The sequence below is a fragment of the Microtetraspora niveoalba genome (assembly GCF_001570405.1).
In the GTDB taxonomy this organism is placed as follows: domain Bacteria; phylum Actinomycetota; class Actinomycetes; order Streptosporangiales; family Streptosporangiaceae; genus Microtetraspora; species Microtetraspora niveoalba.
Window position 1 is genome coordinate 17838 of the sequence record NZ_BBYM01000041.1, and the last position, 19081, is coordinate 36918.

At 69.7% G+C, this 19081-nt stretch carries 26 protein-coding genes; 24 read left to right on the forward strand and 2 right to left on the reverse strand.

Translation table 11 applies throughout. The features are described 5' to 3' along the window. A complete protein-coding gene (locus AWQ70_RS31885; RefSeq protein WP_067184566.1) occupies positions 1-225 on the reverse strand; it encodes a hypothetical protein in 225 nt (74 codons plus the stop codon). A gap of 97 nt (positions 226-322) precedes the next feature. Between AWQ70_RS31885 and AWQ70_RS31890 the strand changes: the two genes are divergently transcribed. From AWQ70_RS31890 to AWQ70_RS31930, 9 genes are all read left to right on the forward strand, one after another. After that, entirely contained in the window at positions 323-547 is a 225-nt protein-coding gene (locus tag AWQ70_RS31890; RefSeq protein ID WP_067184568.1) for a hypothetical protein, read from the forward strand. A gap of 92 nt (positions 548-639) precedes the next feature. Continuing rightward, on the forward strand, positions 640-1110 hold the full coding sequence (locus AWQ70_RS31895) for a hypothetical protein (protein WP_067184569.1): 471 nt from the start codon (positions 640-642) through the stop codon (positions 1108-1110). A gap of 145 nt (positions 1111-1255) precedes the next feature. Then, positions 1256-1705 (forward strand): hypothetical protein, encoded by a 450-nt coding sequence (locus tag AWQ70_RS31900; RefSeq protein WP_067184573.1) that lies wholly within the window; start codon positions 1256-1258, stop codon positions 1703-1705. After that, the gene (locus AWQ70_RS31905) at positions 1698-2957 is read left to right on the forward strand and encodes a PBSX family phage terminase large subunit (RefSeq protein ID WP_067184576.1); all 1260 of its coding nucleotides are present in this window, start codon (positions 1698-1700) and stop codon (positions 2955-2957) included. Before AWQ70_RS31900 ends, AWQ70_RS31905 begins: the two co-directional genes overlap by 8 nt. A 76-nt stretch (positions 2958-3033) precedes the next feature. Next, complete coding sequence (locus tag AWQ70_RS31910; RefSeq protein ID WP_084518047.1) at positions 3034-3369, forward strand: hypothetical protein; 336 nt, start codon at positions 3034-3036, stop codon at positions 3367-3369. Continuing rightward, complete coding sequence (locus tag AWQ70_RS31915; RefSeq protein ID WP_067184583.1) at positions 3369-3566, forward strand: hypothetical protein; 198 nt, start codon at positions 3369-3371, stop codon at positions 3564-3566. The genes AWQ70_RS31910 and AWQ70_RS31915 overlap by 1 nt, the downstream gene beginning before the upstream one ends. A gap of 11 nt (positions 3567-3577) precedes the next feature. Beyond that, positions 3578-5122: a phage portal protein gene (locus AWQ70_RS31920; protein WP_067184586.1), complete on the forward strand. Its 1545-nt coding sequence runs from the start codon at positions 3578-3580 to the stop codon at positions 5120-5122. Between the two features lie 53 nt (positions 5123-5175). Next, positions 5176-7362, forward strand: coding sequence for a phage minor capsid protein (locus tag AWQ70_RS40345; RefSeq protein WP_067184589.1), 2187 nt, complete (start codon positions 5176-5178; stop codon positions 7360-7362). 11 nt (positions 7363-7373) lie between these two features. Then, positions 7374-7715 carry a hypothetical protein gene (locus AWQ70_RS31930; RefSeq protein WP_157530701.1) on the forward strand — a complete coding sequence of 114 codons (342 nt, stop codon included), beginning with the start codon at positions 7374-7376 and terminating at the stop codon, positions 7713-7715. Here the strand turns inward: AWQ70_RS31930 and AWQ70_RS31935 are convergent. Further along, positions 7693-8226, reverse strand: a complete 534-nt coding sequence (locus AWQ70_RS31935; protein WP_157530702.1) for a hypothetical protein — start codon at positions 8224-8226, stop codon at positions 7693-7695. The two genes, AWQ70_RS31930 and AWQ70_RS31935, sit on opposite strands and share 23 nt — an antisense overlap. A 175-nt stretch (positions 8227-8401) precedes the next feature. Here AWQ70_RS31935 and AWQ70_RS31940 point away from each other — a divergent pair, with 175 nt between their 5' ends. From AWQ70_RS31940 to AWQ70_RS32005, 15 genes are read left to right on the forward strand one after another with little or no spacing between them, the layout of a single operon-like run. Next, on the forward strand, positions 8402-9019 hold the full coding sequence (locus AWQ70_RS31940) for a hypothetical protein (RefSeq protein WP_157530704.1): 618 nt from the start codon (positions 8402-8404) through the stop codon (positions 9017-9019). A 9-nt stretch (positions 9020-9028) separates the two neighbouring features. Then, a complete protein-coding gene (locus AWQ70_RS31945; protein WP_067184604.1) occupies positions 9029-10033 on the forward strand; it encodes a major capsid protein in 1005 nt (334 codons plus the stop codon). Positions 10034-10044: 11 nt separating this feature from the next. Then, a complete protein-coding gene (locus tag AWQ70_RS31950) occupies positions 10045-10275 on the forward strand; it encodes a hypothetical protein (RefSeq protein WP_067184613.1) in 231 nt (76 codons plus the stop codon). Between the two features lie 16 nt (positions 10276-10291). Then, the gene (locus tag AWQ70_RS31955; protein WP_067184618.1) at positions 10292-10696 is read left to right on the forward strand and encodes a hypothetical protein; all 405 of its coding nucleotides are present in this window, start codon (positions 10292-10294) and stop codon (positions 10694-10696) included. After that, a complete protein-coding gene (locus tag AWQ70_RS31960; protein WP_067184620.1) occupies positions 10696-11010 on the forward strand; it encodes a hypothetical protein in 315 nt (104 codons plus the stop codon). The genes AWQ70_RS31955 and AWQ70_RS31960 overlap by 1 nt, the downstream gene beginning before the upstream one ends. 10 nt (positions 11011-11020) lie before the next feature. Beyond that, the gene (locus AWQ70_RS31965; RefSeq protein WP_218004735.1) at positions 11021-11374 is read left to right on the forward strand and encodes a minor capsid protein; all 354 of its coding nucleotides are present in this window, start codon (positions 11021-11023) and stop codon (positions 11372-11374) included. Further along, positions 11371-11802, forward strand: coding sequence for a minor capsid protein (locus AWQ70_RS31970; RefSeq protein ID WP_067184622.1), 432 nt, complete (start codon positions 11371-11373; stop codon positions 11800-11802). The genes AWQ70_RS31965 and AWQ70_RS31970 overlap by 4 nt, the downstream gene beginning before the upstream one ends. Continuing rightward, positions 11799-12281 carry a phage tail tube protein gene (locus tag AWQ70_RS31975; RefSeq protein WP_067184625.1) on the forward strand — a complete coding sequence of 161 codons (483 nt, stop codon included), beginning with the start codon at positions 11799-11801 and terminating at the stop codon, positions 12279-12281. Before AWQ70_RS31970 ends, AWQ70_RS31975 begins: the two co-directional genes overlap by 4 nt. Continuing rightward, entirely contained in the window at positions 12278-12667 is a 390-nt protein-coding gene (locus tag AWQ70_RS31980; protein WP_067184630.1) for a hypothetical protein, read from the forward strand. The genes AWQ70_RS31975 and AWQ70_RS31980 overlap by 4 nt, the downstream gene beginning before the upstream one ends. Before the next feature lie 59 nt (positions 12668-12726). After that, the gene (locus AWQ70_RS39480; protein ID WP_157530706.1) at positions 12727-12876 is read left to right on the forward strand and encodes a hypothetical protein; all 150 of its coding nucleotides are present in this window, start codon (positions 12727-12729) and stop codon (positions 12874-12876) included. A 27-nt stretch (positions 12877-12903) separates the two neighbouring features. Further along, complete coding sequence (locus AWQ70_RS31985; RefSeq protein ID WP_067184632.1) at positions 12904-16086, forward strand: phage tail tape measure protein; 3183 nt, start codon at positions 12904-12906, stop codon at positions 16084-16086. Between the two features lie 33 nt (positions 16087-16119). Continuing rightward, complete coding sequence (locus AWQ70_RS31990; protein ID WP_157530708.1) at positions 16120-16401, forward strand: hypothetical protein; 282 nt, start codon at positions 16120-16122, stop codon at positions 16399-16401. Beyond that, entirely contained in the window at positions 16398-16814 is a 417-nt protein-coding gene (locus AWQ70_RS31995; RefSeq protein ID WP_067184640.1) for a hypothetical protein, read from the forward strand. Before AWQ70_RS31990 ends, AWQ70_RS31995 begins: the two co-directional genes overlap by 4 nt. Continuing rightward, on the forward strand, positions 16814-17257 hold the full coding sequence (locus tag AWQ70_RS32000) for a hypothetical protein (protein WP_067184643.1): 444 nt from the start codon (positions 16814-16816) through the stop codon (positions 17255-17257). The genes AWQ70_RS31995 and AWQ70_RS32000 overlap by 1 nt, the downstream gene beginning before the upstream one ends. A 12-nt stretch (positions 17258-17269) precedes the next feature. Beyond that, on the forward strand, positions 17270-19075 hold the full coding sequence (locus AWQ70_RS32005; RefSeq protein WP_067184645.1) for a phage tail family protein: 1806 nt from the start codon (positions 17270-17272) through the stop codon (positions 19073-19075). Positions 19076-19081 lie beyond the last annotated feature (6 nt).

Consider the following 19081-nt stretch of genomic DNA (forward strand, 5'->3'; position numbering starts at 1 on the left):
CTACTCGGCGGCCGGCTGCTTCGGCGGGCGGCCGCGCCGCTTCTCGGCCGGCCAGTGCGGGCCCAGGACATCGAGGAGCCGCTGCGGGTCGGCGGCCAGGGCGCGCAGGGTCGCGCGGAGCAGGCCGTCCATGGTCTTACCGGGCGGGACGAGGGGGCGGGCGTCATCGAGTTCGGCCTGCTCAGGCCGGAAGGTCGATGTGGTCAGCTCGTGTCGGGAACTCATACGAAAATCCTGGCATAAGTGGCTTCCTATTTTCTAGGGGGCGTGCTACTGTCGTCTCAACAGAAAAGAGAAAGCCACTTTTAACAGGGAGAACGACATGACCGCCACCGCCACCGCCGCCCAGATCGTCCCTGCCGAGCGCATCCGCCCCGGCGTCGCCGTCCAGCGCGTCAACCACTTCGACCGCGACGGCCGTTTCCTCCGCCAGGTCCGCCACTACGGCACCGAGGAGCAGGCCCGCGCCTGGGTCGAGCTCTTCTCCACCCACGACACCGACCCCAGGCACGCGGAGCTGCGCGCCATCGTCCTCGGCCAGAAGTAGCCCAGACACGCGAACGGCCCCGCCCAGGCGACTGCAACGCCAGGCGGGGCCCTGGACCCCCACCCACCAGACGACACCCGGGAGCGAGATCCGTGCCCCACCACCGTACCGACTTCATCACCACCATGACCGCCGACGAGGCCCGCATGTTCGCCGTCTACGTCGCCGGCCTCGACCGCGCCGTCTTCCGCCAGGCCGCGCGCCTGATCGAGCGCGACCGCGTCGCGCTCGCCCACAGCCTCACCGCCCGCCCCACCGCCGAGCCCGACGCCCTGGTCCCCGCCCCGCGCGGGGCGACGGCGCTCTACGACTGGGCCAGCGACGGCGCCTTCCCCGCGGGCGAGGCCGAGGCCGCCGAGGAGCCCGACACCGCGGCCGCCGACGCCGGGTACATCCCGGAGCCGCTCCCCGACGAGCTCGTCAAGCAGGCGACCGCCCGCTTCCTCGGCGACGTCCTGGCCGGCACCGTCCCCGGCGTCCGACAGATCAAACGGGAGCTCGGTGTCGGCCAAGACCGCGCGCAGCAGGTCAGGGGCGTACTCGGGAAGCTCGCCGACGTGTGACCCCCGTACCCGTCAACCTGGCCCGCCCGGGGGGAAGCGGACCAGGTTGACACCCGCCCTGTGGATAACCCATGATCAGAGCTACGCGAAGCATGCCCGCACCCCACCGGTGGCGGGCTTTTTTCATGCCCGGGGAGGTGACCGTGTGCCCCGCCCCCTCGACCCCACCGTGCGCGCCGCGATCCTCAACGACATCCGGGCAGGCCAGAAATCCGCACGCCAGATCGGACGTGACCACGGTGTAGCCACCTCAACCGTCTCCCGCCTCGCCAAGACCACCGGCGAAGGCGACGGATGGCAACGTTCGCAGACGGAAAAGGCTACGCGCGCGAAGCAGGCCGACAACCGATCCCGCCGCGCCCACCTCGCCAGCCTCGCCCTGGACGACGCCGACGCCATGCGCCGCCGCGCGCTCACCTCCGAGGCCGGCCGCGACGCCCGAGACTTCGCCACCGCCTACGGCATCTTCATCGACAAGCACGCCACCCTCGAACGCTTCGACCACGACGGCGGCGCCGACCACGCCAAGTCGATGATCGGCGAACTCGCCGACGCCCTCCGCACGGTCGCCGACCAGCTCCCCGACGATGCTTGACGCCGTCTTCCGGCTGCTCTCGCCCAAGCAGATCCGCTCCATCGTCTCCGCCCTCGACACCCCGCAGATCGCCCTCTGGGCCGGCGCGGTGTCGAGCGGCAAGACCATCGCGAGCCTCCTCGCGTTCCTGATCGCCGTCGCCCGCGCACCCGACCACGGCCTGGTCGTCGTCGTCGGCCGCACCCTCCAGACCATCGAGCGGAACCTCATCGACCCGCTCCAGTCCTCCCACCTGTTCGGCCCGTTCGCCGCCCAGGTCCACCACACGACCGGCTCGACCACCGCCACGATCTTCGGCCGCACCGTCCACCTCGTCGGCGCGTCCGACGTCCGAGCCGAAGCCCGCATCCGCGGCGCCACCATCGTCCTCGCCTACGTCGACGAGGCCACCCTCGTCCCACAGAGCTTCTGGATGATGCTCCTGTCCCGGCTCCGCGTCCCCGGCGCGAAGCTCCTCGCGACAACGAACCCCGACGGGCCGGCGCACTGGCTTCGCCGGGACTTCATCCTCCGTGCCGGCCAGGTCGGCATGCGCCACTGGCACTTCACCCTCGACGACAACCCGAGCCTCGCCGCCGACTACGTCGCCCGCCTCAAGGCCCAGTACGTCGGGCTGTGGCACCGAAGGTTCATCGCCGGGGAGTGGTGCCTCGCGCAGGGCGCCGTCTACGACATGTGGGATCCGGACCGTCACGTCGTCCCCGCCACGCAGATCCCGCAGATCATCGCGTGGATCTCGGCGGGCGTGGACTACGGCACGACCAACCCATTCCACGCCGGACTGCTCGGCCTGGGCGCCGACGGCCGCCTCTACATCACCCGCGAGTGGCGGTACGACTCCAAGCGCGAGCGCCGCCAGCTCACGGACGTCGAGTACTCCGAGCGGTTCCGCGGCTGGCTCGGCCAGGGCGAGCGCCCGCAGTACGTGATCGTGGACCCGTCCGCGACGTCCTTCCGTGTCCAGCTCCACCACGATGGCGTCACGGCGACGCTCGGCGACAACGAGGTGTTGCCCGGGATTCGCACGACCGCCTCGCTCCTGGCGACCGGCCGGCTTCTCGTCTCGGACGCCTGCCCGGACGTGATCGACGAGTTCCCCGGCTACTCGTGGGACGAGAAGGCGGCCGAGCTCGGCGAGGACAAGCCGATCAAGGCGAACGATCACGGCCTGGACATGGTCCGGTACGCGGTTCATACGACGCGGGCGGTGTGGCAGCACCGGCTCGCGTCGCCGGTCCTCGCCGCAGCGTGATCACTGCTCTACCCGCTGGTTACTTGCGGGAATAAGCCTTCTCGCAACCTTCCCACGACCCCTCTTGGAGATCATCGTGAGCCACCAGAAGCCGAGCGTCGGCCGCATCGTCCACTACGTGTCGTACGGCACGCCCGGCGGCGAGTACAAGAGCGAGTGCCGCGCCGCCATCGTCACTGAGGTCCTCGCGGATGGATCGCAGGGCGCCGAGAACAATGTCGGCCTGGCCGTGCTCAACCCGGAGGGCGTGTACTTCAACCGCGCAGTCCCCCAAGACGAGGGTGCCGAGACCCCCGGCTCGCCCGACTGCCCCAACAAGGCGGGGCACGGCAGCCCGTTCCGCTACTGCGGGTGCGGCTGGATGGAGGCGGGCCACTGCGGCGGTACGTGGCACTGGCCCGAGCGCGTCTGATGATCACCGCGAGCACCGAACAGGAAGCGCGCAGGACGATCACCCTGCCCCCGGGCCCCGCGCTCCTGTACGTAACCGAGGGCGACGCGCCCACCATCACCATCCTCGACAAGGCCGTCATCGACCAGATGCCGAGCCGCGACCGCGCGCTCTGCCGCGCGCTGCTGGCCTACGTCACCGAGCAGTTCGACACCTGAGAGGACCTGCGATGCCGCTGCCCAGCGGCGGCACCTGGCCGCCCAAAAACCTCCGCGACATCTACGACACCTACACCGTCCTCAACGCCTGGTACCGAGGCGACCGCGACGAACTCGCCACCGCCTACGGCGACACCACCGACAACCGGCCGGCCAACCGCCCCACCCAGTACCGCGGCGGCCTCGTCGGCAAGATGGCCCGCTGGTTCTGGGGCGCCCCCACCCCCGCCGGAGAGAAGCGCACAAAACTCCACGTGCCCGTCGCATCCGACATCGCCACCATGTCCGCCGACCTGCTGTTCTCCGAGCCGCCGTCGCTCCTGGTCCAGGACCCCGGCACGCAGGCCCGGATCGAGGACCTCGTCGAGAACGGCCTCCAGGCCACCCTGCTCGAAGGGGCCGAGGTCGGTGCGGCGCTCGGCGGCTACTACCTGCGCAGCGTGTGGGACAACGAGGTGTCGCCGCGGCCGTGGCTCTCTGTCGTTCATGCCGACGGCGCTGTCCCGGAGTGGCGGTGGGACAAGCTGCACGCCGTCACGTTCTGGCGCGTCATCGAGCAGGACGACAAGGGCAAGTGCCTGTACCACCTGGAGCGGCACGAACCCGGGTGGATCCTGAACCGCCTCTACCGGGGCGCCCCGGGCAGCCTCGACCAGGAGCTCCCCCTCACCGCCCACCCTGAGACGGCGAACCTGAAGCCCGCGATCGAGACCAAGGTCAAGCGCTGCACGGCGGTGTACATCGCGAACATGCGCCCCAACCGGGACTGGAGGCGCAACCCCGTCGGGGCGAACCTCGGCCGCTCGGACTTCGCCGGCGCGGTGCTCGGCCTCATGGACTCGCTGGACGAGACGTGGACGAGCTGGATGCGTGACATCCGGCTCGCCAAAGCCCGCCTGGTGGTCCCGCGCGGCTACCTCACAGACAACGGGCCCGGCAAGGGCGCATCGTTCGACCTCGATCGTGAGCTGTACGAAGAGGTCAGCAGCCTCCCCGGCGAGGGTCTCGACCTCAGCGCGCACCAGTTCGCGATCCGGGTCGAGGAGCACAAGGACACCGCGGCCGAGCTGCTCGCCGCCATCCTCCGCGCCACCGGCTACAGCGCGCAGTCCTTCGGCCTGTCCAACGAGGTCGCCGTCACCGCGACGGAGATCATGGCCCGGGAGCGACGCAGCCTGGTCACCAAGGGCAAGAAAGCGCTCTACACCAGGCCGGACCTCGCCGACGCCATCGAGACGCACCTGGAGCTCGAAGCCGCCCTCTTCAATTCCCGGATCGCGCCGGAGCGGCCGACGATCGTCTTCGGCGACTCGATCGCCGCGGATATACAGCAGCTCGCCCAGACGGCCATGCTCATGCGGCAGGCCGAGGCCGCCTCGGACGACACCATCGTCCGTCTGCTGCATCCGGACTGGGACGAGACGGAGATCCAGGCTGAGGTGGCTCGGATCGTTGCGGGGCGGCCGGAGCCGGTGGCGGATCCGTTCGCGTTGCGGCCGCCGGCCGACGACCAGGACGGCGAGCAGCAGGACGGCGAACCATCACCCCTCGATTGATCGTTCAAGGCGACCAACCATTTCCGATCCGGAAATAGTTCGAGGAGGTCGCCGTGGCCGTCGACCAGGACCTCCTCGACCAGATCGCCAACTCGGTCACCGACCTGTACCGCGAAGTCGAGACCGCCCTCATCACCACCATCGCCAAGCGCCTCCAGCAGGACCTCCCCCTCCCCTCGCCGTACCAGGAGGGCAAGCTCGACGCCGTCCAGAAGCTCCGAGCCGCCGCGCAAGCCGTCTACGAACGACTCCAGAAGACCAAGAGCGCCGCCGTCAGGGAGGCGATCCGGCAGGCGTACCGATCCGGCACCGCATCCGCGCTGACCGACATGCCGGCCTCGAAGCAGATCAAGGCCGACGCGAAGCAGGCGCTGGCCGAGGTCCCGAACGCCGCCGTGATCGAGAACCTCGCCGCCGCGCTGCACCGCGACCTCGGCCGCGTCGAAGGCAACATCCTCCGCGCCCCGCTCGACGCCTACCGCGCCGTCCAGGCCGCGACCGCCGCGCGAATCGCGACCGGCGCCGAGACTCGGCTCCAGGCGTCGCAAGCGGCGTGGCAGCGGCTCATCGACAAGGGCATCGTCAACTTCACGGACCGAACTGGCCGCGTGTGGCGGCTGTCGTCGTACGTGGAGATGATCGCGAGGACGAACATTGCCCGCGCTGCGATCCAGGGCCAGACCGACCGGCTCACGTCCATCGGCGTGGACCTCGTGATCGTGTCCGACCACGGCCAGGAGTGCAAGCTGTGCCGCCCGTACGAGGGCAAGGTACTCGCCGTCCGCGGGCCAGTCGGCGAGGTACGCGTCGAGCACGCCACCCGCGACGGCGAGTACGTCACGGTCCACGTCGTCGACACCCTGGACGGCGCCCGCGCCAAGGGCTTCCAGCACCCGAACTGTCGCCACAGCTTGAGCGCGTACCTGCCAGGCGTCACCCCCGTACCCAAGCGGGAGACCGCCGATCCGGAAGGCGACAAGGCGCGGCAGCGGCAGCGGTATCTCGAACGGAAGATCCGCGCCGCGAAGGAGCAGGCCGCCGGCGCGCTCACCCCCGAGGCGAAGAAGGCCGCCAACGCCCGCGTCCGGGCGACGCAGGCCGCGCTCCGGGAGCACCTTGCCGAGCATCCGAAGTTGAAGCGCCTGCCGTACCGGGAGCAGATCGGCGCCGGGAGCATCCCGCGCAAGGGTGGCCCGGCTGGCGGCCCTGTGGGCGACCTGGAGCCGCCCGTCCAGCCGACGCTCGACGGCGCGGCGGCCGTGCCTCCGTCCAAGCCGCTCACGGTGAAGCCGGTGCAGCCCGCGCCGAAGTCCGGTCAGCTCGACCACGACCAGGCGGCGGCCGAGAAGGCTGCGGCGGAAGCCAAGGCGGCAGCCGAAGCTAAGGCGGCAGCCGAAGCTAAGGCGGCTGCCGAAGCCAAGGCTGCCGCTGAGAAGGCGGCGGCCGAGAAAGCCGCAGCGGAAGCCAAGGCGGCAGCCGAGAAGGCAGCGGCCGAGAAGGCCCGGAAGAAGGCCGAGCTCGCCCGCCTCGCCGCAGAACGAAAGGCCCGCGAAGACGCCGCCCGCGCCGCAGCACCCGGTATGCGCGCCGCCGTCCGCCACCGCACCAACGATGACGGCCTGGCCTGGGCCCGCACACGCCTCCCCATGCCCGACACCCTCACCCGGGACGAGAAGACGGGCCTTCGCACCTACACCGGCAGCCTGTACGAAGAGATCAACAAGTACCTCCGCGGACAGCTCGACCTCGCCGATCTGGACCCGAGCACCCGCGACGAGGTCCTCACAGCCATCCGCCAGTGCGACACCGCCTTCGCCAAGTCCAACGTGCCCGAAGGCGTCATCGTCCACCGCGGCGTCGGAAAGATCACTGCCGACTTCATCGGCGGCGATTCCAACGACCTCACCAGCCTCACAAAACTCGTCGGCACCGTATACACTGATAAGGGATACGTATCAACGAGCGTCGGCAAGGACGCGGCGTTCTACGACAACATCCACATCGCCATCCGCCTCCCGCCCGGCACCGGACGAGCCGTCAACGTCATGCCGATCAGCCAGTACGGTGAGGGCGAACGCGAGATCCTGCTCAACCGCGGCACCAACTTCCTCGTCCACGCCGCCTACCAGCGAGGCAACACGTGGTACTTGGAGGTCGAGGTCGTACCGGACGGCTGGACGACACCGCCCGGGTGGAAGCCTGACCCCCTCGGGGACGTCGACACTGGATACCGGATTTGAAGGGCGTGACCATGAGCGACAAGCCTCAGCGGCCCTACGGCCGGTGGGCCGACTCCGGCCCCGTCACCGTCACACCGCCGCCCGCCGGCGGATACGCGGACACGCCTGCGGGTAAGGTGCGCCGCGCCGAGCTGCGCGACAACACGGGCCAAGTGCTCGGCCATCTATGGACCGACGACCGCCAGGCAGCAGGCTTCATTCCTGCTGAGCAGGCCGGGGCGGCGGGGGTGCGCGCTGGAGCGGAGATCTGGGCCATCCTGCGCGACGCCCACGCCGTCGGCATCGACGCTGCGGACCTGCTCGACCCCGACCTGTACCCGGACTACGCGCTCACGCTGGGCACCACACCTTGACGGCCTTGATCACCTCGTACGCCTGAGCCTGGTTGATGGTCGCGTTCCCGCCGGACAGCTCGGCCACCGTGTACTGCGCGAGCGTCATGTTCTTGCCGCCGGGCGGGTTGATGATCCGATCGCAGATCGCCCGGCCCCGCCGAATCGCCCGCTCCTCGTTCACCACCAGGCCCGGATCGATACCGCGTAACGCCTCCAGGTAGGCCGCGGCCTGTCCGGCGTCCGGCGTCGGCACCCCGCCCCCATCGGGCTTCGCGGCCTCGCTCGTCTTCGCGGCCGGCTTCGCCTCTTCCTCGCCGCCTCCGGTGAGTTCGATGATGCCGCCGCCGAGCGCGAGCACGCCCACGACAGCGATGATCATGACCAGGGTCTTTCCACCGCTCCCCTTCTTCCGAGGTGCGGGCGGCTGGTGCATGGGCGGCTGGCCGTACGGCTGCTGGTGTCCCTGCCAAGGGGCGGGCGCCTGCTGCTGGGGATTCCACTGCGGGGGCTGCTGCTGCGGAGGGTGCATACCCTCGGACCATACGCCCCGCCTCGCCGCTTTCCTCCGGAACGTTCCGGAAGGACGCCCGAAATCGGGCAAATCGCACCACCGAAAACGGTTCGCCCGGTGCGAGCCGCCGCTCCATCCCGTCGCCCGGCCAGGTGCCAGGCGCCAATCCCCGCGAGTCCCCAGGAGGGTCCGCATGACCACACCCGCCCCGTCGCCCGCGCCGGCACCTACGCCCGGCCCGAGCCAGCAGGCACCGCAGGGCCAGGCGCCCGCGGCCGCGCCCCCGGCACCGGAACCGACCCAGCAGCAGGCACCGGCCCCCGTGCCGCAGCCACCGACCTGGACGCCACCCCCGCCCGTCCCACACGCCTCCGCCCCGGTCCCCGCCGCGCCGCCGGCCGACGACGGTAGCCGGGACGTCTCCCGGCTCCCCCAGTGGGCGCAGAAGGAGATCGCCGACCTCCGCAAGGAGAACGCCGACCGGCGGGTCGCCGCCCGCACCGCGGTGGTCGCGCAGCACGCGTTCGCCGCCGCGCCCACGCTCGGCGTCAACGGCCACGCGCTCCTGTCGTCCCTCCCGTTCCAGGCCGCAGCCGCCGACCTCGACCCGGCCGCGCCGGACTTCAACACGCAGCTCGCCACGAAGGTGCAGGAGATCCTCGCGGCGAACCCGTGGATGGCCGCCCAGCCCGCGGCCGCACCTCCGCCCCCGCCGCCTCCCCCGGCGTCCGGGGCGCCGATGGGCGGCACCCCGCCGCCCGCCAAACCTCAATCGTTGGAGGCCGCCATCGCGGCCAAGTTCGGAAAGTAGGAGCTCACCATGGCTGTGTCCCTGGCCGAGGCCAGCAACAACGCGGTCGACGACATCGACGTCGCCGTCATCGACGAATTCCGCAAGGAGTCCGCGGTCCTCGACTCGCTGCTCTTCGACGACGTGGTCAACCCGGCCGGGGGCGGCGCCACCCTCACCTACGGGTACCGGCGCCTGGTGACCCAGCCCACCGCCGCGTTCCGCGCGCTCAACTCGGAGTACAGCCCGGCGAACGTCACCACCCAGCGGTACACCGTGGACCTGGCCGTCCTCGGCGGCAGCTTCCAGGTGGACCGGGTGATCGCGCAGATCGGCCCCGCCGCGTCCGGCGCCGTCAGCCTGAACATGTCCCAGAAGATCAAGGCCGCGAACACCCTGTTCCAGGACGCCGTGATCAACGGCGACACCGCGACCGACGCCAACGCCTTCGACGGCCTCGACAAGGCCCTCGTCGGCAGCTCCACCGAGTTCAACGCCGGCAAGGTCACCGACTGGACCAACATCGCCAGCGGCAATGACACGGCGTTCGCCGCCCTCGACGCCCTCGACGAGTTCCTGGCCCTGCTCGACGGCACCCCCACCGTGATCCTCGGCAACGCCAAGGCCCTCGCCAAGGTCCGTGCCATCGCTCGCCGGGCCGGGATGTACACCCGCAACCCGGTCGACGGGCTGATCGGCGCCGGTGGTCGCCCGATCGAGCGGGAGACCTACGGCGGGATCATCTTCGCCGACCCGGGCAACAAGGCCGGGTCCAACAACCCGATCATCCCGATCGCGACCCGCACCGTCGGCGGCACCTCCACCACCGGCCTCACCGACCTGTACGCGTACCGCGTCGGCCTCGACGGATTCCACGGCGTGTCCACGGTGGGCGGCCAGGTGGTCCGCCAGTGGCTGCCGGACTTCAACTCCGCCGGCGCCGTCAAGACCGGTGAGGTCGAGCTCGGCCCGGTCGCGGTCGCGCTGAAGGCGACCAAGGCGGCCGCGGTCTTCCGCAACCTCAAGGTCCAGTAAGGGGACAGAGCATGACGTACGAGATCACCGCGCCGGTCGAGGAGTTCACCGGCGAGGTCGCCGGTCTGGCGTTCCACGCGGGCAAGGCGACGGGCGAGCCGACGGAGGCCGCGCTGGCGTACTTCGAGCGGCACGGCTACCAGGTCCAGGCGGTGAAGACCGCCGAGCCCGAGCAGGACCAGGAGCCCGAGCAGGACCAGGAGCCCGGACAGGGCGAGCAGAAGAAGGCCAGCAAGAAGTAGCCGAGGGGAGGCCGGGATGCCGTACGCCACCACCGACGACCTCGCCGACTACATCTCCCCGGCCCCGTCCAACGCCGCCCTGCTCCTGACCCGGGCGTCCCGGCTCGTCGACCGGGCGCTGCTGTGCGCGGTGTACGACGTCGACGAGCAGGGCCAGCCGACCGACCCGAAGGTCGCCAAGGCCTTGCGCGAGGCGACGTGCGAGCAGGTCGCCGCCTGGGACGAGGGCGGGGAGACCGGCACGGGGGCGGCTGACCAGTACTCCAACGTGTCGATCGGCTCTGTCGCTCTCGGCCGGGCCGGAGGCGGCTCGGCCGGCGGGGGGCGCTCGGCGGCCGAGGATCTGTGCCCGCAGGCGGTCATGATCCTGCAGCAGGCCGGGCTCACCGGCCACGAGCCGAGAACGCGGACGTACTGCTGATGGGCGCCATCCCGCGATTCCTGCTCCGCCACACCGCCATGGTGGAGCCGCTTATCGGTGAGGGCCCGTTCGGGCCGGCCTACGGCACCCCGGTCGAGGTGCGCTGCTTCATCGACGAGAAACGCAGCCTGGTCCGGGACGCCGAGGGCTCCGAGGTCGTCTCCTCGACGACGGTGTACATGCCGATCGACACCGTCTGCCCGGTCGGCTCCCGGGTGAGCGCGAACGGCCGTACGTCGACCGTGCTCACCTCGTCGCGGCGGGACGGCGGCGGCCTCCCGACACCGGATCACCTGGAAGTCGCACTCCAGTAGAGAGGGGATCGTGGTGCCGCAGAAAGCCACGCTGAAGCTGAACCTCGGCGCGGTGAAGAAGGCCGAGCGGGCGGGAGCCGTACGAGGGCTACGGCTCGCGGCCGAGCACCTCCTCAAGGTCTCCCGAGACCTGGTCCCCCACGAGGAGGGCACCCTCGAACGCTCTGGCGTCGCCAGCGTGGACGAGGGCGAGCTGCGCGCCGCCGTCTCGTATGACGCGCCGTACGCGGTGCGGCAGCACGAGGACCTCACGCTCAAGCACGACGAGGGCCGCCAGGCGAAGTACCTCGAAGAGCCGATGGATACCGAGCGGCAGACGATGCTCGACCTGGTCGCCGCCGAGGTCCGCCGGAGCCTGCGATGACCCTCCTCGAAGAGTTCGCCGCGCTGCTCGCCGCACTCGGCCTCGGCACGTACAAGGCCGACGGCAGCACGGGCGGCACGATCTTCCTGACCGTTCTCCCCGCGTCGCCGGATCGCGCGATGGCGGTCGCCCGGTACGGCGGCCCCGAGAGCGCCGCGACGGACGACTACGACGAGCCGTCCATCCAGGTGCGCGTGCGCGGACCTGCGACGGACGCGCGGATTGCCGAGCAGGACGCCCAGGCCGTCTACGACAAGTTGCACGCGATCGGCTCCCGTGTCCTCGCAGGCGGGACCTGGCTTCAGGACGCGATCGGCGTCCAGTCGGGGCCGATCTACGTCGGCCGCGATCAGAACGGCCGCCATGAGTACACCGTCAACCTGCGCTGCGAGATCAGCCGACCATCTGTGAATAGGAGTCACCAATGACGCAGCGGAAGATCAACGCTCGCGACATCATCGTCGAAGTCGAGGACCCTACCGCGACTCCGGAGCCCTACCGGAAGATCGAGAACCTCGCCAGCGTGACCGTGAACCTCGGTGAGAACGAGGAGACCGTCGACACCACCGACTACGACAGCGAGGGTGTCTACGAGCAGGAGATCATGCAGCGCGGCGCGAGCATGGCCCTCGAGGGGCAGGCGAAGAAGGACACCACCACGGGTGCCCTCCAGCCGGGCCGCGCCCGCGTCGAGGAGATGGCAGGGGAGGACAATGTCGGCTACGACTCCCTCGGGAAGATCCGCTTCCGCCACCCCATGGACGAGAAGTGGACGAACTGGAACGCTACCTTCTCCCTCGGCGAGCAGGGCGGCGGCCCCAACGACAAGGTGAGCTGGTCGGCCACCATCACCAAGTCGGGCAAGAGCTGGAAGACGGATGTGACGCCCGCCGGGGGTGGCTCGTGACCGAACAGCCGACGTGGGTCGATGCCGACGACTTCGACGGCGACCTCGACCACGACTTCGACGCCGCTTGGGCCGAGCACAAGCCCAAGCACGTCCGCATCCGAGGCAAGGTCTATCGGCTGCCGCCGGAGGTCCCCGCCACCGTCCTGCTTCTCCTCGCCCGGCAGAAGCGCGCGAAGAACAGCGACGAGGGCGTGGCCTTCTTCGAGAAGATCCTCGAGGGCCTGCTCACCCCGGCCGGATACCAGCAGATCCTTGCCGACGGCATCGGCCTGACCAGCTTCAAGGACGTCGTCGACTGGTGCCTCAAGGTGTACGACCTGGCGAAGGACGACGGCGAGGGGGAAGCACAGCCCCCGACGACGGGGGCCACTGGACCGGCCTGATCATCCGCAACTGGACGCTGATCGAGGCCGACTTCCAGCGCGAGTACCGCATCGATCTGATGCCGGCACTCCGCGCTGGAATGCCGTGGCGGCGGTTCTCCGCCCTGCTCGTCGGCCTGTCTCCAGAGTCCATGTGGCGGCGGGTCTCTTCGTCCCAGCCGATCGAACTCGTCGGCGAGCAGGCCCAGTCGTTCATCAACACCCTCTGATCCGAGCGCACGGGAGGTGATGCTCCCGTGGCTGCCCTGACGATCGGCGAGCTGGTCGGCTTCATCGACATCGAGGACAAGGGCTTCGGCAAGGGGCTCAACGCGGCCGGGAAGGGGCTCGACAAGCTCCAGGCCGAGACGACCGGTTCCATGTCGTCGATCGAGTCGACGGTGTCCTCCGCTCTGTCGAAGATCGAGCAGGAGATCGCTGACGGGCTCGACCCTGCGAAGGCGATCGCCAACCTCGACAAGCTGGAGAAGGCGCTCGACGACGGCCTCGCCGAGATGCTCGACGAGGCCGATGCCTTCGCGGCCGAACTCGACAAGGCGATCGACGACGCGTTCGACGACCTCGACGACAAGGCCCGGCGCGGCGGCGAGGACGCGGCGAAGGGCCTCGGCGACGGCCTGGACGGTGCCGGGAAGTCCCAGCTCCCGGCCATCGGCGGCGGCTTCATGACCGTGCTGAAGGGGCTCGGCTGGGCGGCCGCGGGCGCGGCCATCGGGCAGATGCTCATGGCCGGCCTGTCGTCGGCGATGGATGCCGAGGACGCCAAGGCGAAGCTGTTCGCCCAGTTGGGCACGACCCCGGCGCAGTCGGAGCGGATCGGCAAGGTCGCGGGCAAGGTGTACGCGGACGCGTACGGCGAGTCCATGTCGGACGTGACGGACGCGATCAAGTCGGTCGTGCAGAACATCGACGGGATGCGCGGCGCCTCCGAGGCGAGTCTCACCGCGGTGTCGAAGCGCGCGATGGACGTCGCCACTGTGATGGACGAGGACGTCGGCGCCGTCACCCGGGCCGTCTCCCAGATGCTCCGCACCGGCCTCGCGCCTTCTGCTGAGGCGGCGTTCGACGTCCTCGCACGCGGCGCGCAGCTCGGCGCCGACAAGAGTCAGGACCTCCTCGACACCTTCAACGAGTACTCGACCCAGTTCCGCGACCTCGGGCTGAACGCCGACCAGGCGCTCGGCCTCATGGTCCAGGGGCTGAAGGCCGGCGCCCGCGACTCGGACACCGTCGCCGACGCGCTCAAGGAACTGAACATCCGGGTGCAGGACATGACCGCCGCGCCCGCGCTCAAGGAGCTCGGCCTCAACGCCAAGGACATGGCGGCCGCGTTCGGCGAAGGCGGCGCCAAGGCCAGCGGGGCGCTTGACACGATCCTCGACCGGCTGCGGGCGGTGAAGGACCCGACCGAGCGGTACGCGCTCGCGCAGCAGATCCTCGGCACCAAGTCGGAGGACCTGGCGAAGGCGCTGCTCGGCATGGACCCGTCGGCGGCCGTGGGCGCGCTGGGGAAGGTCGACGGCGCGGCAAAGACGGCCGGGGACACGCTGCATGACACCGCCAGCAACAAGCTGGAAGCCTTCAAGCGTGGGCTCCAGGCCAACGTCGTGGACTTCCTCGGCGGGACTGTCCTGCCCGCCGTCGAGGAGTTTGCGGACAAGTTCGACTTCTCCGCGATCGGGGACAAGATCGGGCCGATCGTCGAGAAGGTGAAGAGCTTCTTCGGCGGGATGTTCGAGTCGATTCAGGGCTGGATCGACAAGAACCGCGACAAGATTCAGGGCTGGGTCGACAAGTTCGAGACCGGCTTCCAGGCCATGTCTGACACCGTCGGCGCGGTCCTGGACGTGATCAAGGGCCTCTGGGATCTCTTCGGCGACGACCTGCTGAACATCCTCGGCATCCTCGTCGACACCTTCCTCGGTATCTGGTCCGGCCTTTGGGAGGCTCTGAAGGGCGTTTGGGAGACGTTCGCGGGGATCTTCACCGGCGACTGGAAGCGCGCGTGGGAAGGCGTCAAGAGCATCTTCTCCGGCGTGTGGAACGCCGTGAAATCGATCCTGGTCGGCGCACTGGAGCTGGTGAAGGCTCAGATCAGCAAGGCATGGAACGCGGCCACAGAGTTGACGTCGAAGGCGTGGAACGCGCTCAAGGACGCGGTGTCGAAGGCGATCGACAACGTGATCGACTTCGTGAAGAAGCTCCCGGGCAAGATCCTGACCGGGCTGGGGAACCTCGGCAAGCTGCTGGTCAAGTCCGGGAAGGACATGATCACGGGCCTGTGGTCGGGTATCCAGGCGATGGCCGGGTGGATCAAGGACAAGGTCACCGGCTTCTTCGGTGGGCTGCTCCCGGATTGGGTGAAGTCGGCGATCGATGCCCACTCTCCCTCGAAGGTGTTCGCCGAGCTGGGCAAGTGGACGATCCAGGGCTTCGTCGTCGGTATGCAGGGCGAGCAGGGCAAGGCCAAGACCACCGTCGACAACCTGGTCGCGATGGTGAAGGGCGCCTTCAAGCAGTCCCCGGGCGCGCCTGACGCCCTGGTCGACTGGGTCGGCAAGGAGACCGACCGGCTCCAGACGATCGCAAAGAAGCGTGAGCAGATCATCCAGGCGATCGCGGACGCGAAGAAGTACGCCGACGACATCGCCAAGCAGGCCGCCGACTTCGCCAACCTGTCCAACCTCGGGTTGGGCGAGGGAGCCGGTGCGGGCGACATCATCAGCGGCTTGCAGTCGAAGTTGTCCGCGCTGACGCGGTTCGCCGACGACATCAAGAAGCTCGCCGCGAAGGGCCTGAACAAGACGATCCTGCGCCAGATCATCGAGGCCGGGCCCGACAAGGGCCTCGACCTCGCGGAGATGCTCGTCGGCGCGGACGGCAGCGAGATCAAGGCGATCAACAAGGCACAGGCGAAGATCGACAAGGTCTCGAAGCAGATGGGCAAGAACAGCGCGGACGCGCTGTACGACACCGGCAAGCAGGCTGGAAAGGGTTTCCTGCGTGGGCTGGAAGGCCAGCTCAAGGAGATGGAGTCGATGATGGCGAAGATCGCGAAAGCGGTCGTCGCTGCCGTCAAGAAGGAACTTAAGGTCGCCTCGCCGTCCAGGGTGTTCATGGAAATCGGCGACAACACGATGTTGGGCTTCATCGAGGGCGTGCTCGGCCAGTCCACGGCGGCCACCGCGGCCGCGGCCGGCGTCGTCGGCCAGGCCGTCGCCGCCGCCGCGTCCGTGCCCGCGCCCGGCGTCCCCTCGCCGATATACGGGCCGAGCGCGGCGCCCGCGTACGGCGCAGAGTACGGCCAGGCAGCCAGCGGCGGCGTGACAGTGAACATGTACGACGCGGTGATCCGCGAGGAGGCCGACATCGGCCGCCTGGGCGCTGAGTTCGGGTTCGAGCTCACGGCCCGCGGCTGACGTCGCGGGCCCTCCCCTATCCCCTTTACGACGATGAGAGGCGGTGACGCCATGCCCGGATACGACCCCACCCGGGACGGCCCGTACGGCGAGTGGCTCAAGAGCAAGGGCGTCCAGACCAACGCGGGCCAGACGGTGCCGCGCCGGCGGGAGACCCTCGACGCGGCCGGCCGGCGAGTCCGCACCGTGGCGGAGCGGACGGAGTCCGGCGCGGTCACCGTCACCCGGAACCGCACCAGCGAGCGTGGTGAGCACCAGGACGTTCACGTCCACGCCCCGCTCCTGACCGGCTCGGGTCGGGCGGTGACGCCGTGAGCGGCCGTGCCCGCCTGGAGGCGGCGAGGCTGCGCACGGAGGCGGAGATGCTCGACGCCTGCGCCGCCCAGCAGGAGCAGCTCGACGAGGCGAAGGCCGCGTACGAGGCTGACCCGACCCCGGAGCGCGAGGCCGCGCTGAACGACGCGATGCGGGCCATGTACGAGTTCCGCGGCTGGGTCCGCTCGATCGCACGCCTGCGCGCGGTCCGCGCCGAACTCGTCGGGCTTCCGGAGGATCACGAGCGGCGACCGGGCCTGGAGGCCGAACTCGCCGACCTGGAGCACCGGTACGGCGCGTTCGCGGCCGACCTGGAGGCCCTCGCCGGGCCGGACCTGCCGCCCGGCAGCGTCCACGTCACCCCGCAGCCCGTCCGCGCCAAGGGCCGGATCAAGCGACCTGGAGGTGCCTGATGGCGTGGTCTGCATCCGGTCTGTTCGTCCAGACGCACGTCGGCCAGTGGGGGCCCGCCCAGGTCGGCATCAACCTCGCGGCCGCGGACCTCAAGCTCGCCCTGTGGGGGTCGGCGATCACGCCGAACTACGACTCGCACACCGCCTATGGAACGGCGCCGTGGAACTCGGGCGAATGCAGCGGTGCCGGCTACACGGCGGGTGGGCCGACGCTCGCGGGGACCACGCTGACGCCGGGCGGCGGCGGGATGGCGTGGGACGCCGACAACGTGCAGCTGAACAACACGACGATCACGTCCGAGGGCGGCGTGATCTACGCGCCGAACAAGGGCAACCGGTTGATCGCGGCGATCTGGTGGGGCGGCGTCAAGGAGACCCAGGACGGCACGTTCCTGATCACCTGGCACAGCAGTGGGATCGCGGTCCTGGACCTCACCCCGTAGAAGGAGGGCCGGATGCTGGTGCTCAAGAACGGGTTCGACGGCGGAACCCCGAACGCCGCGATCACCCCCACCAACTCCGGCGGCGCGTCCGGCAGCCCGTTCGACGTCGCCGCCTCTTATAACGAGTTCGGCACCGCCATCACCTACTCCTCCGTGCGGGCAGCACACGGCGCCCTGTCGGCGAAGATGCCGCTGTTCAGCGAGATGGAGTGGTGGCTCCCGGAGGAGGACACCAGCACCGGTCCCCGCTGGATGCGAGCGTACTTCTGGCTGCAGAAGCCGACCGTCGCCGGTGAGGAGTACGACGCGGCTCTGCGGCTGCTCGCGGGCGACAACATCAGGTGGCAGGCGACAATCCGTCTGACCAGCGCAGGCGCGAGCCTCATGCTGCAGGCGTACGACGACACGGAGTTCGAGCTCGTCACCCTGGGCACGACATCCGTCGCCCCGGCGCTCGGGCAGTGGATCCGCGTAGAACTCAGAGGCACCAACGCCTCCGGGACCGCAGCGGGCGAGGTCCGCCTCTACAACAACGCGGACTCGACCGGCACGCCGACCGCCACGGTGACGGGCAGCGTGCACCAAACCGGAGAGCCGTGGGTTGTCGCCAACATCAGGTACGACGGCTCCACCACAGGTGGGGTGACACCGCCCGACATCTGGGTGGACGACATCGGCTTCTCGGACGTCACCTGGCTGGGCGTCGCCTCGATCTCGCAGACGGTCACCCCGGCCGCGATCGCCGCGACCACGTCGATGCCGACCCCGTCGATCTCAACGGGCCGCACCGTCCGGCCGGACCTGATCGTCGCGCCCTGGTCGCTCCCGGAGCCGGAGGTGACGACCGAGGGCAGCCCCATCGTGGCGGTCGACCCGGACGCCATCCGGGCCACCTGGAGCCTGCCGAGCCCGCTCGTGCAGGCGTTCAAAAACGTCACGATCTCGCCGGATCCGATCATCGCGCCGTGGACGATCCCCGCCCCGAGCCTGGAAGTGCCGATCAACCCCGGCGACAAGATCACACGCACGGGTCAGATCGAGTGGAACGGCTTCCTGCTCGGCGGCGGCACCCGCTACCGGTGGCAGCAGCTCGACGGCTGGATCACCGACCTCCCGGGGATCGACAGCGGGAACGTCCCGCACCCGACCAGGCACGGCAGCTATCCGGGCAGGAAGCTCGCCCAGGAGCGGAACGTCACCTTCACCGGGCTCATCCGGGCCCGGCGGGAGGACATGCAGGAGGCGATCGACGAGCTGCTCGCGGCCACGCCGATCCTCGAAGACGACACGGAGCTGCCGCTCGCGATCCGGATCCTGAACACGACCTACATCGGATACGGCAGCATCATCCGGCGGGCGGTCCCAGTGGATAAGCAGGTCCGGCTCGGCCTCGGCCGGGTGACTCTCCAGTGGGTCCTCTCCGACCCCCTCCTGCTGTCCCGAGAGCTCAACAGCGCGGTGATCTCAGATGGCACCTGGCAGACGGTGACCAACCTCGGCAACGCCGTCACCTACCCGACAATCCGCTGCCCCGGCCCGGCGACCGACCCGACCGTCATCGTCCGCCGCAACACCTCGCTTGGCGTCGAAGAGCGCGTGCTCGAGTTCGGCCTGACCGTGGACACCGGCAAGATGCTCGTGATCGACACCTACTACGGCACCGCGACCATCGGCGACACGAACGTCATGGACAAGCTGTCCGGCTCCTCCGTGCCGGTGCCTGACCTCGTCCTCCCCGCCGGCCAATCCGATATCGGCTACGCCACCGCCGGCGGCGCGCAGGCCGCGACCGTGCTGTGGAGGCACGCCTACCTGTAAGGGGGG

Bases quoted from the DNA above. Each gene is read 5' to 3' on its own strand.
- AWQ70_RS39480 (WP_157530706.1), top strand. From the start codon at position 12,727: ATGCCGGCACTCCGCGCTGGAATGCCGTGGCGGCGGTTCTCCGCCCTG.
- AWQ70_RS31950 (WP_067184613.1), top strand. From the start codon at position 10,045: ATGACGTACGAGATCACCGCGCCGGTCGAGGAGTTCACCGGCGAGGTC.
- AWQ70_RS31960 (WP_067184620.1), top strand. From the start codon at position 10,696: ATGGGCGCCATCCCGCGATTCCTGCTCCGCCACACCGCCATGGTGGAG.
- AWQ70_RS31975 (WP_067184625.1), top strand. From the start codon at position 11,799: ATGACGCAGCGGAAGATCAACGCTCGCGACATCATCGTCGAAGTCGAG.
- AWQ70_RS31935 (WP_157530702.1), bottom strand. From the start codon at position 8,226: ATGCACCCTCCGCAGCAGCAGCCCCCGCAGTGGAATCCCCAGCAGCAG.
- AWQ70_RS32005 (WP_067184645.1), top strand. From the start codon at position 17,270: ATGCTGGTGCTCAAGAACGGGTTCGACGGCGGAACCCCGAACGCCGCG.
- AWQ70_RS31945 (WP_067184604.1), top strand. From the start codon at position 9,029: ATGGCTGTGTCCCTGGCCGAGGCCAGCAACAACGCGGTCGACGACATC.
- AWQ70_RS32000 (WP_067184643.1), top strand. From the start codon at position 16,814: ATGGCGTGGTCTGCATCCGGTCTGTTCGTCCAGACGCACGTCGGCCAG.
- AWQ70_RS31955 (WP_067184618.1), top strand. From the start codon at position 10,292: ATGCCGTACGCCACCACCGACGACCTCGCCGACTACATCTCCCCGGCC.
- AWQ70_RS31920 (WP_067184586.1), top strand. From the start codon at position 3,578: ATGCCGCTGCCCAGCGGCGGCACCTGGCCGCCCAAAAACCTCCGCGAC.
- AWQ70_RS31890 (WP_067184568.1), top strand. From the start codon at position 323: ATGACCGCCACCGCCACCGCCGCCCAGATCGTCCCTGCCGAGCGCATC.
- AWQ70_RS31905 (WP_067184576.1), top strand. From the start codon at position 1,698: ATGCTTGACGCCGTCTTCCGGCTGCTCTCGCCCAAGCAGATCCGCTCC.
- AWQ70_RS31885 (WP_067184566.1), bottom strand. From the start codon at position 225: ATGAGTTCCCGACACGAGCTGACCACATCGACCTTCCGGCCTGAGCAG.
- AWQ70_RS31915 (WP_067184583.1), top strand. From the start codon at position 3,369: ATGATCACCGCGAGCACCGAACAGGAAGCGCGCAGGACGATCACCCTG.
- AWQ70_RS31930 (WP_157530701.1), top strand. From the start codon at position 7,374: ATGAGCGACAAGCCTCAGCGGCCCTACGGCCGGTGGGCCGACTCCGGC.
- AWQ70_RS31940 (WP_157530704.1), top strand. From the start codon at position 8,402: ATGACCACACCCGCCCCGTCGCCCGCGCCGGCACCTACGCCCGGCCCG.
- AWQ70_RS31990 (WP_157530708.1), top strand. From the start codon at position 16,120: ATGAGAGGCGGTGACGCCATGCCCGGATACGACCCCACCCGGGACGGC.
- AWQ70_RS31970 (WP_067184622.1), top strand. From the start codon at position 11,371: ATGACCCTCCTCGAAGAGTTCGCCGCGCTGCTCGCCGCACTCGGCCTC.